This window comes from Mojavia sp. (assembly GCF_059505145.1).
The window spans coordinates 34,340-50,497 of record NZ_JCACKA010000022.1; the positions used below are offsets into that span (position 1 = coordinate 34,340).

Annotated in this window: 9 protein-coding genes; 6 read left to right on the forward strand and 3 right to left on the reverse strand. The window is 41.1% G+C overall.

From position 1 onward, the window contains the following. Nucleotides 1-5,123: SDR family oxidoreductase (locus tag AC5JL8_RS02875; RefSeq protein ID WP_495878268.1), on the forward strand; the 5,123-nt coding region annotated here is incomplete at its 5' end. Nucleotides 5,124-5,515: 392 nt separating this feature from the next. Continuing rightward, the gene (locus AC5JL8_RS02880) at nt 5,516-7,732 is read left to right on the forward strand and encodes a sensor histidine kinase (RefSeq protein ID WP_495878269.1); all 2,217 of its coding nucleotides are present in this window, start codon (nt 5,516-5,518) and stop codon (nt 7,730-7,732) included. 447 nt (nt 7,733-8,179) lie between these two features. Here AC5JL8_RS02880 and AC5JL8_RS02885 read toward each other — a convergent pair whose 3' ends face one another. Further along, a complete protein-coding gene (locus AC5JL8_RS02885; RefSeq protein ID WP_495878270.1) occupies nt 8,180-9,448 on the reverse strand; it encodes a tetratricopeptide repeat protein in 1,269 nt (422 codons plus the stop codon). A 488-nt stretch (nt 9,449-9,936) separates the two neighbouring features. Between AC5JL8_RS02885 and AC5JL8_RS02890 the strand changes: the two genes are divergently transcribed. After that, entirely contained in the window at nt 9,937-10,518 is a 582-nt protein-coding gene (locus AC5JL8_RS02890) for a hypothetical protein (RefSeq protein WP_495878271.1), read from the forward strand. A 271-nt stretch (nt 10,519-10,789) separates the two neighbouring features. On the opposite strand, the gene AC5JL8_RS02895 is transcribed toward AC5JL8_RS02890, so the two are convergent. Both AC5JL8_RS02895 and AC5JL8_RS02900 read right to left on the reverse strand, forming a co-directional pair. After that, nucleotides 10,790-11,458: a 2OG-Fe dioxygenase family protein gene (locus AC5JL8_RS02895; RefSeq protein WP_495878272.1), complete on the reverse strand. Its 669-nt coding sequence runs from the start codon at nt 11,456-11,458 to the stop codon at nt 10,790-10,792. 277 nt (nt 11,459-11,735) lie between these two features. After that, entirely contained in the window at nt 11,736-12,113 is a 378-nt protein-coding gene (locus AC5JL8_RS02900; protein ID WP_495878273.1) for an IclR family transcriptional regulator, read from the reverse strand. Between the two features lie 255 nt (nt 12,114-12,368). Between AC5JL8_RS02900 and AC5JL8_RS02905 the strand changes: the two genes are divergently transcribed. The 3 genes from AC5JL8_RS02905 to AC5JL8_RS02915 all read left to right on the forward strand — a co-directional run bounded on the left by AC5JL8_RS02905 (nt 12,369) and on the right by AC5JL8_RS02915 (nt 16,013). Beyond that, nucleotides 12,369-13,856, forward strand: a complete 1,488-nt coding sequence (locus AC5JL8_RS02905; protein WP_495878274.1) for a PQQ-dependent sugar dehydrogenase — start codon at nt 12,369-12,371, stop codon at nt 13,854-13,856. A 131-nt stretch (nt 13,857-13,987) separates the two neighbouring features. Further along, nucleotides 13,988-14,899, forward strand: coding sequence for an SMP-30/gluconolactonase/LRE family protein (locus tag AC5JL8_RS02910; RefSeq protein ID WP_495878275.1), 912 nt, complete (start codon nt 13,988-13,990; stop codon nt 14,897-14,899). A gap of 103 nt (nt 14,900-15,002) precedes the next feature. Further along, nucleotides 15,003-16,013 (forward strand): hypothetical protein, encoded by a 1,011-nt coding sequence (locus AC5JL8_RS02915; protein WP_495878276.1) that lies wholly within the window; start codon nt 15,003-15,005, stop codon nt 16,011-16,013. Nucleotides 16,014-16,158: the final 145 nt, after the last annotated feature.

Consider the following 16,158-nt stretch of genomic DNA (forward strand, 5'->3'; position numbering starts at 1 on the left):
ATATTGAGTATTTAGGACGCATAGATCAGCAAGTCAAGATTCGCGGCTATCGTATTGAGCTAGGAGAAATTGAAAATGTACTTGAACAGCATTCTCAAGTACGGCAGGCAGTAGTAGTTGCTCGAAATGATATACCTGGTGAACAGCGTTTAGTTGCATATATAGTTGCAGATGCGATGGTGCCTGCTACTTCCGTGAGTGAACTGCGGCAATTTTTGCGATCGCAACTACCAGAGTATATGGTGCCGAGTGCGATCGTGTTACTAGACAAACTGCCAGTGACTCCTAGTGGTAAAATTGACCGCAAAGCTCTACCTGTGCCAAACTATGGAACTAACCAGGAGAATTTGGTTGCCCCTCAAACTCCTACAGAAATAGCGTTAGCAAATATTTGGAGTGACATTCTTGGCTTAACGCAAGTGGGAATTTATGACCATTTTTTGGATTTAGGAGGACATTCACTTCTGGCAACTCAAGTAATTTCCCGTATCCGCAATGTTTTGCAGATTGAGTTGCCTTTACGTTGTTTATTTGAATCAGCAACGATCGCTGAACTTGCAAAGCTTATAGAAACAGGCCGGCAACAAATACAAAGTATACAGCTTCCCCCTATCCAACCAGTAGGACGCGACGCTAACTTACCCTTGGCATTCGTACAGGAGCCATTGTGGTTTCTGGATCAGTTAGTACCGAATAATCCCTTCTATAATATCCCACAAGCCTTTCGCCTAAATGGTTTCTTGAATGTTCAAGCTTTGGAACAAAGTTTCCAAGAAATTATCAACCGTCATGAAATCTTACGTACTACCTTTAAAGCTGTGGATGGGCAACCTATACAGATAATCCATCCATCTCCAATCTTTAAACTACCTGTAATAGATTCAACTACACAAGAAAGTCAAGTCTGGGGATTAATTATTGAAGAGGCTAGACGTTCCTTTGATTTATCTGAGGATCTCATGCTGCGTGCTGCACTTTTTAAGCTGAGTGAAACGGAGCATTTTCTTTTGATCAACTTGCATCATATTGTCTGTGATGGTTGGTCAATTAACGTATTGTTGCAGGAACTGGCGACCCTTTACACTGCCTTTGCATCAGAACAGACTTCTCCCCTGTCAGATTTAACGATTCAGTATACTGATTTTGCGGTGTGGCAACGACAGTGCTTGCAGGGTGAGATCCGAGAACGCCAGCTTGCCTATTGGCAGGAGCAGTTAAATGGCCTGCCACCCATCCTGCCATTACCAACAGACTTCCCCCGACCGCCAGTGTCAACCTATCGAGGGGCACGTCACTTCCTGAGTTTATCCGCATCTTTAACCAAAGAACTTCAGGAATTGAGCCGTCGCGAAGGGGTTACCTTCTTTATGACACTGCTGGCAGCCTTCCAAACACTACTGTTTCACTACACTAGACAAGACGATATTGCTATTGGATCGCTCGTTGCCAATCGCCATCGCCCTGAACTAGAAGAAATGCTGGGGTTCTTTGCCAACACCATCGTACTCCGAACAGACTTGTCAGGTTTGCCTAGTTTTCGGCAGTTGCTACAGCGAGTCCGAGAGATGACTTTAGGAGCTTATGCTCATCAGGACTTACCATTTGAGGAACTGGTGCAGGCATTACAACCCGATCGCGCTCTCAACCATAACCCGCTCGTTCAAGTCGTATTTAACTTGCAAAATACGCCAACATCAACTTGGGAAGTGCCCGGTGTAACATTAACTGACCTGCCCTTGGATAATAAAACCGCCAAATTTGATTTGTTTTTGGAATTGGCTGTAACACCAACTGATCTTGTAGGTTACTTCGAGTATAGTACCGACTTATTTGCAGCTACTACGATCGCCCGCATGGCTGGACATTTCCAAAAACTACTGGAGGATATTGTTGCCAACCCAGATACGAAAGTTTCAGACATTTGCTTGTTAAGCATAGCCGAACAACAACAACTCTATACATGGAATCAGACCCAAGGAGATTTTCCTCAAGAATGTATTCATCAGCTGTTTGAAGCCCAGGTAGAACAAACACCAGATGCGATCGCCATCGAATTTGCAGCACAGCAGCTAACTTACCAAGAATTAAATCAGCAAGCAAATCAACTAGCACATTATTTGCAAACCCTTGGCGTTAAACCGGAAGTTGTTGTCGGTATTTGCATTGAGCGATCGCCCCAGATGGCGATCGGGCTTTTAGGAATTCTCAAAGCAGGCGGGGCTTATGTGCCACTAGATCCGGCTTATCCTCAAGAACGTTTAGCATTTATGCTCAACAACTCACAAGCGTCGGTACTATTGGCACAGCAGAATCTAATTGAAAAGGTCGCAACGCATAACACACGGGTAGTTTGCATAGACTCTGAGTGGGAAGCGATCGCCCAAAATCCCACAACTAATCCCCAAAGCGAAGTTACTCCCGACAACTTAGCATACGTCATCTACACCTCTGGTTCAACTGGCAAACCCAAAGGTGTAGCAATGCCTCACCGTCCGCTTGTCAACTTAATTGCCTGGCAGTTGCAAAATTCAACAGTCAGTTCTACCGCCAAAACACTTCAATATACTCCAATTAGTTTTGATGTCTCCTTCCAAGAAATCTTTGCTACCCTGACCACAGGTGGCACACTAGTCTTGATTACCGAACAAATGCGCCGTGACCCGACAAGCCTGCTAGAATTTCTCAATCAAGCCGGGATTGAGAGGCTATTTCTACCGTTTGTGGCACTACAACAGTTAGCAGAAGTGGCACAGATGGAAAGTATCATACCTACTAGTTTGCGCGAGGTGATTACTGCTGGCGAACAATTACGCATCACAGGGGCGATCGCACATTTGTTTAATCACGTACCTCAGTGTAGTTTGCACAACCACTATGGCCCATCTGAAACTCATGTGGTTACAGCCTTTAGCTTGACTGGTTCAGTGCAAGATTGGCCGGCATTGCCACCAATCGGACAACCAATTGCCAATAGCCAAATACATCTGCTGGATTCACAGTTACAGCCTGTGCCTGTTGGAGTTCCTGGTGAGTTATATGTTGGCGGTGTCAGTCTAGCAAGAGGATATTTCAACTCAACAGAGTTGACAGCACAAAGATTTATTGTCAGTCCTTTTAACAAGTGCGATCGCTTGTATAAAACAGGTGATTTAGCAAGATATCTTGCTGATGGCAATATTGAGTATTTAGGACGCATAGATCAGCAAGTCAAGATTCGCGGCTATCGTATCGAGCTAGGAGAAATTGAAAATGTACTTAGCCAATATCCTGCCGTTAAGGAAACGGTTGCCATAGTCCGCGAGGATCAGCCTGGTGAAAAGCGCTTAGTTGCCTATCTTTGTCTTAAGTTACAAGAGTCTGAAAATAATTCTTCAGCTACATCGCAGATTGGACAACTACAACAGTATTCTCTCCCTGAAATAACCACTCAAAATAAACTTGCTAATCATCCTCTTCAAAACGAACAGACAGTTAATCTTTTCAATTTAATACCGCAACTTCGTGCTTTCCTTAAACAGAGACTACCTGAGTACATGATTCCTGCTGCCTTTGTCGTGATGGAAGCTTTACCGATTACGCCTAGTGGCAAAGTTGATCGCCGGGCATTACCTGCACCAAACCGAGTTAGACCCGATCTACAGGAAGCTTTTGTTACACCTCGTAACTATGTTGAACAGCAATTAGCCCAGATCGCAACTCGAATTTTGGGACTGGAACAAGTTGGAATTTATGACAACTTCTTTGACTTGGGGGGACACTCTCTACTGTTAGCTCGAATGCTTTTCCAGGTACAAAAAACATTCCAGATAGAGTTGTCCCTGCAAAATATTTTCATAGCTCCTAGTATCGCAGAACTAGCTAAAATCATTGCAGCAATAAAAGCCGGAGATGATGTAGCATCAACCATTCATCCTGCCCTCGATCTACAAACTGAAGCGATTTTAGATCCAACAATTAACTCTAAAAATGCATTATTAGAATTAGTTTTTGAGCCAGCCAATGTTTTGTTAACTGGTGCAACAGGTTTTTTGGGAGCTTTCTTGCTTCACGAATTACTTGAGCAAACCCAGGCGAAGGTTTATTGCTTGGTCAGGGCTACTGATGTTCAAGAAGGTAACCAACGCATCAAAAGCATACTGGAATCTTACAAGCTTTGGGATCAAAATAGAAGCTCCAGAATTATTCCCGTTATTGGCGATATATCGCTACCACTGCTGGGGTTGCCGTCTGAACAATTTCAAACTTTGGCAGAAACTATCGATACTATCTACCACAACGGTGCATTAGTTAACTTTGTTTATCCATACTCTGTGCTAAAAGCCGCGAACGTTTTAGGTACACAAGAAGTCCTGAGATTAGCAAGTCAAACAAAGATTAAACCCATTCATTTCCTCTCTACCGTTGGCGTTTTTTCACCAATTGCCTATACTGAAACGCAAGTTATTTTAGAACAGGAAGCTGATCGCCCGCATGGTCTCTACGGTTACACACAAAGCAAATGGGTTGCGGAAAAATTAGTTACGCTTGCTCATGAGCGAGGAATTCCCACAGCTATTTATCGTCCCACTTGGATAGAAGGACACAGCCAAACAGGAATTTGTAACCGTTCCGACTTTTTACGCAGCCTGATCAAGGGCTGTATTCAACTAGGGTTAGCACCTGATTGGAATATGCCAGTAGATATTGTTCCCGTTGATTATATCAGTCGTGCGATTGTCCGGTTATCAAGACAAAAAGCTCTTAATAAGAGAGTATTTCACGTCTCTAATCCTCAATCTATTTCATGGAATCAGCTTGTGAATTGGATGCATAATTTTGGTTATTCAATTCAACAACTTTCCTTTCAAGATTGGCTTTCTAAAGTCAGATTTTTTGTTCCAAATATGCCAGAAAATGCTTTATATCCCTTCTTATCTTTCTTATCTGAAAAGCTTCCGGAGCAGCAACAGTCAATTCCTGAACTTTATTTTCAACCAAAATCTCTGCAATTTGATAGTTCCAATACAGTTATTGGGTTAGTAGGTAGTAATATTACCTGCCCACCTGTGGACGATAAACTACTGAATACTTACTTTTCGTATTTTATTCACTCTGGTTTTTTGGAACCTCCTCTCCCTGACTAAATGCTAAATCTCTTAGGCATGAATGGCACGCTCGTTAAGTGTAATTCGTTGATATTACTGGTTTTGGAGTTTAGGGCAATCTGGTTAAGAAATTAGGAAGCGCATAAGCTCTATTTGCCACTCATCCATTAAATACCTACTAACACTATACCTTAGCCCCAACACCTTGTTAATCGCAAGATTTCGCCTTTACAAGCGTGCTATTGAGCTTAGACTCAGCAAACAATTTAACCTGGACATTTTATTTCTGGCAAGTGCCTAAGAGTAGAGCGAATTGTGTTCAAGCTAGAAATTTTTGGGGAATTATCTTAAGTAAGGCAAAAGTTTATGCTGGTTCCAATGAGTTCAAAGCCTTGCCAGCAGCCTTCAAAATGTACTCAGGTTTCCAGCTTATGAAGACCCGTTCATCATCCACCAAATTCTGGACATTGCCATTACAGCTTGTCCTCATCGTTCCTTTCGTGGTGCAAGTGTTTAGTGCAGTAGGGCTGGTGGGATACTTGTCGTTTAAAAATGGTGAGAAGGCGGTTCAGGATTTGTCAAAGCAGTTGATGGAGCGAACCAGTAGTGAGATAGATCACCATTTGGATGCCTACCTGTCAATTCCGCATCAAGTCATCCAGATTAATGCCGATGCAATTCGCATGGGATTACTGAATGTGCGAGATCGTAAAACTGTTGGCAAATATTTCTGGCATCAAATGCAAGCCTATGACCTGACCTACATCAGCTTGAACCTAGCAACTGGGGAAGGAGCTGGAGCCGCTCGCTATGATGGCAAAACGGTTACTATCGACGACAACACCACCAAAACACCTAGCCTGCCGAAAAATTCGACAACTTACTTGGCAGACAACGATGGCAACCGTACTCAACTCTTGTCTACCGCTACATGGGATACCCTCAATGAACCTATATACATTGAACCCGTTAAAGCCGGGAAACCGATCTGGACTCGGATCTACACCTACTACGATCCTGCCTATCCTCCCTATATTGCGGCATCAGCAGGTAGCCCAGTTTATGACGCTAGTAAAAAGCTCATTGGCGTGGTGGGGGTTGACATTCATCTATTGAAACTGAGCGAATTTTTGCGAACATTAAATATCAGTCGCTCTGGACAAGTGTTTATTATAGAGCGGGATGGTATGTTGGTTGCCAATTCCTGCCAGGAGCAGCCTTTTACTGTAACCAAGAACGAAATTAAACGCCTCAAAGCAACAGACAGCCCTAATCAAGTTGTGCAAGGTATTGCTAAACAGCTTCAGCAAAGCATTCCCAACCTTCAGACCATCACTAATACCCAAGAACTTCAAGCCAATTTTCAGGGAGAACATTATAATGTGCATATTGCTCCCTGGCGCGACCAATATGGCTTGGACTGGCTGGTTGTCACCAGCATCCCGCAAAGCGCCTTCATGTCACAAATCAATGCTAATACCCTAACTACTATCTTACTTTGTTTTGGGGCGCTGGTAGTGGCAACGACGAGTGGTATTTTTACCGGACGCTGGATTGCGCATCCCATCCTGCGCCTGAACCAGGCAAGTCAGGCAATGGCAGCCGGCGACTTAGACCAGACAATCACAGAGGGCAACATACAGGAACTCAACGCCCTTGCCCATTCTTTTAATCATATGGCAGGGCAATTGCGCGAATCCTTTATTGCTTTAGAAAACAGTAATGCAGAACTAGAAGCGAGAGTCGAAGAAAGGACTTTTGAACTTAAAACAGCTTTGAGTGAATTGCAGCGTACCCAAGCACAAGTAATTCAAAGTGAAAAAATGTCTAGTCTGGGTCAACTGGTAGCAGGTATCGCCCATGAAATCAATAACCCAGTTAACTTTATTCACGGCAATATTACTCACTTGGATGAGTATACTCAAAACTTGTTAGAGATGATTTATCTCTACCAAGAACGCCATTCTAGCCATGACCCAGAAATTGAAGCATTAGCAGAGGAAATTGATCTTGAATTTCTTATCGAAGATTTACAGAAGATGCTGTCTTCAATGAAAATGGGGACTGAGAGGATTCGTAACATTGTGCTATCGTTGCGGAATTTTTCGCGTATGGATGAAGCGGAATTTAAGGCAGTTGATATTCATGAAGGCATCGAAAGTACTCTCTTAATTCTGCAACACCGCCTCAAAGACAAACCAGACAGTCCAACAATCGAAGTTATTCGAGATTATGGCAACTTGCCGCAAGTGGAATGCTATCCTGGTCAACTCAACCAAGTATTGATGAATATTCTGGTAAATGCAATGGATGCCTTTGATGAGGTAGATATCAAACGCACTTATCAACAGATACAAGAAAATCCCAGTCAGATTACTATCCGCACTTCAGTAGTTGATTCACAATTGGTAGAAATTGTGATCGCTGATAACGCACAAGGAATGCCAGAATCTGTTCAAAAGCGTATCTTCGATCCATTTTTCACTACCAAGCCTGTAGGTAAAGGAACAGGCATGGGTATGGCAATCAGCTACCAAATCATTACGGAGAAACATAGTGGAAAATTGCAATGTTTTTCTAGCCTTGGGGAAGGCACTAAATTCATAATTCAAGTGCCTATCCGACAACAAGCTCCTCAACTTGTCTAGGACTTACGCATTAACTGAACTTCTGTGAATCCAATCACTGCGGCTGTGCAGTAATCGCTATCAGACAGCATAGGGTAACGGTAGGGGAGAAACGTGAATGTTGAATCGCAGATTTACAGATGGCGCTCGCTGGCACTAGCTCAGGAGTGTGATTGGCCTGGAATTTGCCGCCAAAAAATAGTCTAACGGCGACAGTGCCAATATATCAATGCTATGCCTAAAATAAAACTTTTTTGTATGCACTATAGCTGACGATATGCAGTTTTACTAATATTAAGTACGTTTATGTACTTACTTAGTTGGTTGCTATTTTAATACTTCTGGACAAAAAGGCTTACCGAAAATTATATAAGAAATATATAATTACTTAATATCCAGTATAAATACTGGTACAAAAAGCAAATTACTGCATTTAAAGTAGTTACTTAAATGTTAGAACGTGGAATATTAATTACCGCGATCGCGTTCTAATTCTGCAATCACTTTTTGTAAATACCACTCTTCTGTCATCCCAGGATAGTAATCCTTCTTTTGTTGAATAAGCCGTTGGGCAATGTCCCATTGTCCCCCTACCAGTCGCAATAATCGCTGACGTAGCAAGTTAGATTTAGATTTTTTGAAATCCAGACTAGATGACTGAATTTTGTTGAGGCTATCTAAGACTTGTTGGTAGTTTTCCCAATCTTCTTGTACACAAAATATACTTGCTGCCCGTTGATAATCTTCGATCGCGTGTTGTATTTCTTCTAAGAGAGTATGGGCAATACCGCGATTGTAGTAAGCTTGGGCATCATCGGGATTAATTTGTAGTGCTTGGGTGTAGTCTTGAATTGCACCTAGATAATTGCTCATTGCCCGATAAGCATTACCTCTGGCAACATAAACTAAGGCATCTTGGGGTTGAATTTGGAGTGCTTGGTTAAAATCAGCGATCGCACCTTGATGATCGCCTAACAAAGAACGTGCTTTGCCTCGGTTGCGATAGACAATAGCATCTTGAAAATTCAGCAGTATTGCTTGGTTAAAGTCTGCGATCGCAGCTTGATAATTTCCCATTTTGCAACGCACAACCCCACGACAGCAATAAGCTTGGGCATCTTGCGGATCAGCTTGCAATACCCAGTTTAAATCTTCAATCGCCTCGCGGGTATTTCCCTTTTCTGCCTTGTCTAATAGTTGCGTGAAATATTCGTTTGTGGATGTGATAGTTACGATTGTAGAATTTGGTTGCGGAACAGCTGGCTTCTTTGGTGGTTGTAGCTGTTTAATCCGTTCCAGACAGAGGCGACAATTTTCTTTATCTTTTTGTTCTAGATATAATTGTGCGGCTTTTTTAAAATTGGCGATCGCATCTTGAATATATCCCTGTTTGCGTCGCACCATCCCCCGTAAACTATAAGCTGCGGCATAATTGGAATTGAGACGAATAGCACCTTCCACATCTTCAAGCGCACCCGGTAGATTTTTTAGCGCCACCCTTGCCAAGGCGCGAGAATAATATGCTTCTATACTCTGAGGATTCAGCCTCAAAACTTGAGTGTAATCTGAAACAGCTTGGAGAAGTTCTCCTAAGTCATAATATGCCAAACCTCTTTGAAAATAAGCTTCGGCAAAGTAAGGTGTTAGTTGCAAAGCACGGTTAAATTCTTCAATAGCTCCAGGGTAGTCTTTTTGCTTGGCTTTTTCCAAACCTCGATTGTAGAATTCGTCATTCATAGCGTTTGTTGAGTAAACTCAGTTAGCTGTTGACTATAAAAGTATTCACCGTGACTCTAGCTTATTTCCTATTTTAATGACACTGAAGTAGCAAACGCTCGTTTGACAATACATCCGTTGTTCAAGTCCTTAAATTTATCTATGAGGTTTCCCCTGTGTTCCTCATTTCCTCTGATCCTCTGCCTCTTCTAAACAAAAGCTAAACTACTTTCATACCAAAAGATATTTTGAGTGTATTTACCATATTGAAGTATTTCCGTCAATACACACTTTCAGATTTTTAAGATAAAATGTGAGTAAACAAACCATATTCAAGTACTAAGAAGACGAAGAATTGATCGCGTCTCATATTCTGTGCGTCAAATACCGCTATTGAATGCAACTTCGCTATGAATACTTGCGATAATCCATAGCGCATCAGTTGCTAACACTCAGCATGGGAATACAGACAAACAACTTTAAATAACTAAATTTGAGGAGTCAGAACAATGACAGGTATTAGTTACCCCAAGCCAACTCAAAAGGTATCAAAAGTATCCAATGAAGTTTTAGAAATAATTACCGATGAATTTATCGATATATTAAGGAGAAAACCTGGCACAGAAATATTTGATTGGTCAACAAAAAAGGATTATCACGGGTTTGAAAAAACTTTGATACGCAAAGAAATATTGCAGCCGTTTATAGAAAGATACAACTTGGAGCCAGAGGCACTGGAAATTTCCATAGTTTTGATTAAAAGTAATTACCCCGGTTCTGTACATGTTCATCCGATAGCCCATGCCTTGTGCCCAATACTTGGGGAAGCTGAAGGTTTTCCTAACCCAGTTAATGCTTACGCTCTTGTAGAAGAGAATTGGTCGCCAGTTTCGGAGCTAGATAGTATGGGTATGGCAGCAGGTAAGGATAAATGGTTTCCTATTTCTGCTGGAGTTCGAGTTTATAATCCCACCAATGTCGCTCATGGTTTTAGTGTGCAAGGCGAGGGACAATGTTATTTCGTGTGCATTCAATCCCCTAATATTGACCAAGCTACGCATGATGATTGGGTTCCTGCCAAAGTTAACTGAAATGATTGGTAGGATTTGAGCAAGTCACACAACGTATAAAAGTGTCAAAATCCAGCTTCATCTAATTAATTAAAGTAGTTGAAAATTTAGTCAGTAGTTTTGGCTGACTCACGCAAAAATTAGCATTTTAGACTACTAGTTTAATTCAATGATTCTGAAGTCAAAATAGGTAAACTATGTTTTGACGCAGGTGTGAGACTTAAATACTCCTAATAAAGATAAACACAGATAATTTTTCTGTGTTTATCTGTGTTTATATTTCTCAATAATATTAATCAGAAAGCAAACTTGGAGAAGTTAGCACAAAAACATCCCTTGTTCCTAGAGCGTTATTCTCTGGTTTAATCGGAGTAGTAAAGTGTAAAAATTCATGGTCGTTGACCAATAAAAGTTCACCAGGATTGAGAACTTTATTAAAAATGGGTTTTTCCTTCTTAGCAGTATACAAATGTGTTTCTCCGCCTTGAATATTATCTCTATCAACAGAGAAAATCCCGATAAAATCTGTACCATCTCTATGGATACCTTCAGGCGCAGGATTACCCAAATTATCAGGCGAACAGCTAATCCTAATTTGATGAACTCCTATTTCTGCCTCTGGATGAAGTTTACAAGAATCAGTAAATGCTAAGATAAGGTTTTTAAATATATCAAGTTCTATCATTGCATCATCTAATTCTGCAAACTCCCTTTTAATATCTCCCAATAATGGATTGTAATCTTTGCTTTGGTAGAAATAACCGTGAGGTAGTTTAATCAACTTATCCCCAACAACAGTAAATCGGGATAATCTTCTAGAACGATAGTTGCCTTTAATAAAAGGGTCAACAGGCATATCGTTAAAAAACGGTTTAAATCCTGCTAAATTTATCGAATTTACCTTTCTGAGGGTAAACAGAAAGGCATATTCTAATTCCGTTACTCCCCTAAGTTTTTGCATAGGATTTACCTGCTTACGTATCGCTACCTTCCCAGTTTTCTCTTGATGGAAGGCTTATAATACTTAGTATATGCTACCTTTTATTAAAACGTAGTAAAATTAACTACAAAAATTGACAAAATGTGATATAGAAACTCTTCTTTATGCCTAACTCGCTGGCTGATAAATAAGCCTTACCCATCGCTCATACCAAAATTATTAATTAGCTTTTTTGGCTCGCTTTCGTTGATACATCTAAATATCAGCCAAGTTGAGTCTGGTTAAATCGGGTCTATCATCACCATGCTTTGGATAAAGGTGGCTTGATAAGTGGTATAGGGAACCCTTTGATCACTTGACGATTCAGCATTGCCCAACCGCCAATGCAGATATTCATCGGAAATCGCTGCCCTTTCCACAGAGGAGCAATAGCATCTTCATCGGCGTAGTAGCAGTAGCCGTTATCCCGTAATACAAAACTGGCTCCATCCGCTTCAGTTAGTTCTCTTGCAGCTACCCGCACAATTTCCATAATTTGCTCCAAGCTGCGCGCTAGCGATAAATCTTGAACCACCACTAATAAATGTTCCATCGCCCGCACATAATGCTGAGTCGTAGCATCTTCCAAATCTAATAGCAGCTTGCAGTGCAGTGACAAGTCGAGTTTGACAGTCATACATTACCCTGGGTAAGAGTAAATTTATACTTCCCTTAGGGGTTACATTGTTTAAAGTTGCTTTAAAAAATGTAATTATGACCGATTTATTTTAAGATGCAGTTAGCCGCCTAGCTGTTGGTTCTAAAAGTTGATTGCTAGTGTAAAAATTAAATTTTAATAAGTTAATTACCTGCAAACTTCTTGAGCAGCGATCATTTTTCAATCAGTTGAGTGGCATAAACTAAAAGCTAAACATCTAACTTGATAAACGTAATGAAAAAGTTTTACATTTTGTTTTGTCTTTCTACTGTTTTCTTTTTATTTTTAGCTTTTTCTAGTATTTCCTCTGCTCAGATAACTAACCCTATTCCTGAAAAAATTGAAAAATCAAATATATCAGTAGGGCTGAAAGAAGTTGTACAAATTCCCATAAGTGGAACTGCAAGCAATAGAGTTGCACGATTAAATTTTTTGACTCATGCAGGTGACGGTAGTGGAAAGATATTTGTCAACGATATGCGTGGCAATCTTTATGTGATTATTAATAACAAAGCTTCCGTCTACATGAATTTAAAAAAATTAGTAGGTTCAGGGTTTATTGATGAAACTTCACAACAGGGTTTTGCCTATTTTACTTTTCACCCAGAATTTGCCACAAATGGAATTTTTTATACTGTAAGTAGTGAAGAAAAAAAATCTCATATTCCTGATTTTCTAGTTACTAAAAAAATTGTTGATAGTAAAGGCAAGATTATAAAAAGTTCTCACCACGATGTGATTCGTGAGTGGAAAGCTGCTGACCCTGCTGCCAATACTTTTACCGGAACATATCGGGAAATCCTTCGTATTGAAGAGCCTTACCCAGACCATAATGTAGGGCAATTAGGCTTTAATCCTAATGCTAAACCTGGAGATGCCGATTATGGAATGCTGTATATTGCAGTGGCTGATGGTGGAAGTGACGGCTTCCCTGTTAGCTATACAGATCCTCTGGATAACGGACAAGATTTGGGCACACCTCTGGGCAAAATACTGCGGATTGACCCTTTCGGTAAGAATAGCGCTAATGGCAAGTATGGCATACCTCAAGATAATCCTTTTGTTAAAAAAAGGAACCCAAAGATATTAGGGGAGATTTGGGCTTATGGACTGCGTAACCCCCATCGTTTTAGCTGGGATACAGGTGGCGACGGCAAAATGTTAATTGTCGATATCGGTCAAGCTTTGATTGAAGAAGTGAATCTCGGCATTAAAGGTGCTAATTACGGATGGGGAAACCGTGAAGGAACTTTTGTCATAGATGAAAAAAACGAGAATGTCCTGTTTCCATTGCCCAAAAATGATGCCAAGTATGGTTACACGTACCCCGTCGCCCAATATGACCATGATAAACCAGTAGATTGGTCAGGTTTCTATGCAGTTGCGATCGCAGGCGGTTATGTTTACAGAGGTCAAGCGATTCCCGAATTGGTAGGACAGTATGTTTTTGCCGACTTTGGCAACGATAGCCGCTTTTTTCATGTGCCTGTTGATGAACTAGTTAATGGTAAACAGGTCAAGATCAAAGAACTCAGACTTTTTGATGGTGAACAAGAAAAGAATTTTCTAAAAATTCTTGGTAGCCAACGTTCTGATATTCGTTTTGGCATAGACGCAGCAGGAGAACTATATGTGACATCTAAAAGTGACGGTAAAGTTAGAAAACTTGTCCCATCACCGAAGTCACGTAATTATCAAAACCACAACCAAAATAACAAATAGCAACTATCATAATGTTGCCCTGATATTGTTATCGTCCCTTTCAGGACAGAATTTAACTTTTAAACATAATTTCAATTAAAAGTTAAATTTTGCCTTAATGATAGGGACTGAGGTTTAGTGAGTAAATAATCGTGAAAAAATTTACATTACCGATAGCTTTGTGCAGTTTGTTTATCAGCTTTTTGAGCTTACAGCAAAGCCATGAAAATAGTGCTGCTGGACTACAAAGTATTAACATTAGTAACACCAACTTGGAAAAGCTTGTCGGTCGCTTTAAGTTCACCGAAGGCCCTGTCTGGCATCCAAGTGGCTTCCTTCTCTTTAGTGATATTCCTGCCGATACTATTTATAAGTGGACAACTGACGGTAAAGTTGTCGTATTTCGTTATCCTGCTGGCAATCCCAACGGTAATACATTCGATAGGCAAGGACGATTAATTACTGCACAACATAAACGCCGTCTTGTACGCACAGAAAAAAACGGTCAAATCAGCGTTTTAGCTGAACGCTACCAAGGCAAGCGTCTCAATAGCCCAAATGATGTTGTGGTCAAGTCAGACGGTAGTATTTATTTCACTGATCCACCCTATGGTATCAGCAAAGACAAAGAAGAACTTGGCTTTTATGGTATCTATCGCTTGAAACCAGATAGAACCCTGACTCTACTCAACAAAGAAATGGTGCGTCCTAACGGACTCGCATTCTCTTCTGATGAGAAAAAACTCTACATTAGTGATTCTGACAAAGGACACATCCGCGTTTTTGAAGTCAAGTCAGATGGCACATTAACTAACAGCAAAGTTTTTGCACAGTTAACTGGGCCCAAAGATAAAGGTATACCTGATGGACTGAAGGTGGATGTCAAAGGCAATATTTACTGTAGCGGTTCTGGAGGAGTATGGATTTTTTCGCCAACAGGTCAATTCCTGGGCAAAATTACAGTGCCAGAAGTGGTAACAAATTTAGCTTGGGGCGATAAAGATTACAAAACACTTTATATTACAGCAGGTCAGAGCGTTTACCGTACCCGCCTGAAGGGGTAATACCAATTCAAAATTCAAAATTAAGAAAGTCAGATGTCAAAAGGGTTTCTGAAGAAAGGATCTGTTGCCGGATTTTAGAGAATTGGGGTAAGAAGGATTAAGTATGAAGGCTAAAAGATTGCTGTTATTTTGCTTTGGGTTATTTCTGGTGGTTGTTTGCGGGTTGGAAGCCACTGCAAGTATCCCCAGTCTGAAAGCCTCATTCCAAACTACAAAAGTTACAGCAGTCAAAACCAATTACCGGGGCTGGCGAGACTCCTGGGTTTTGAGTAATGGTCAAGTGGAAGCAGTTATAGTCCCAGCAATTGGGCGAGTGATGCAATTTCGATTTCAGAATGGGGAGGATACATTCTGGGAAAATCCGAAAATGTCTGGCAAAATCCCCAACCCGACACCAAAAAAATGGGTTAATTTCGGGGGTGATAAAACTTGGCCAGCCCCTCAGTCTGACTGGAAGAAAATTATGGGGCGACTTTGGCCGCCACCAACAGGTTTTGATTCCATACCAGTTCAGGCAAAGGTGGACGGCGGCGAAGTAACGCTGATTTATCCCATAGATTTGCTCTATGGCATTCGGACTTTTCGTAGGATTCGTCTTCATCCGCAACAACCTGTGATGACGATTTCCACAACTTTTGAAAAGGTGAAAGGCAAGCCGAAAGATGTTGCAGTATGGGTAATTACACAGTTGCGTGACCCAGTAGCGGTATATGCCGCCTTGCCCCAACCTTCTATCTTTCCTCAAGGGTATAACAAGCAATCTGACGATTTACCAGCCAATTTAAAGGTCGAAAACGGAATGCTCTCATTGACACGCGACCCAAAAAAATCCCACAAGCTAGGCTGCGATGCAAGTACGTTATTATGGGTTGGAAAAAAAGTCGTAGTTCGTATTGATTCACCAAGAGTATCTGGAGTTCGCTATCCCGACCAGGAAAGCAGTGCTGAAATTTATACTAACTCTGATCCAGAAGCTTTTGTGGAACTTGAATTTCTTAGTCCCCTAAAAACCTTACAAATAAAGGAAAAAATTACCCTTACCACCACATATACTTTACTTCCGCGCACAACCTCGAATCCTGATCAGGAAGCCAGCCAAATTATTGGACGATAAGGTTACGGAAAACTTCTTGCCTTGATGATTTCATCGCTGAATCTTAGAGGATGTCTGAGAAGTATTAAATATTTCGTTTGATCCCCCCTAGCCCCCCTTTCCAAGGAGGATTTAGGGGGATCTATAAGTCTCAAATACAACATCA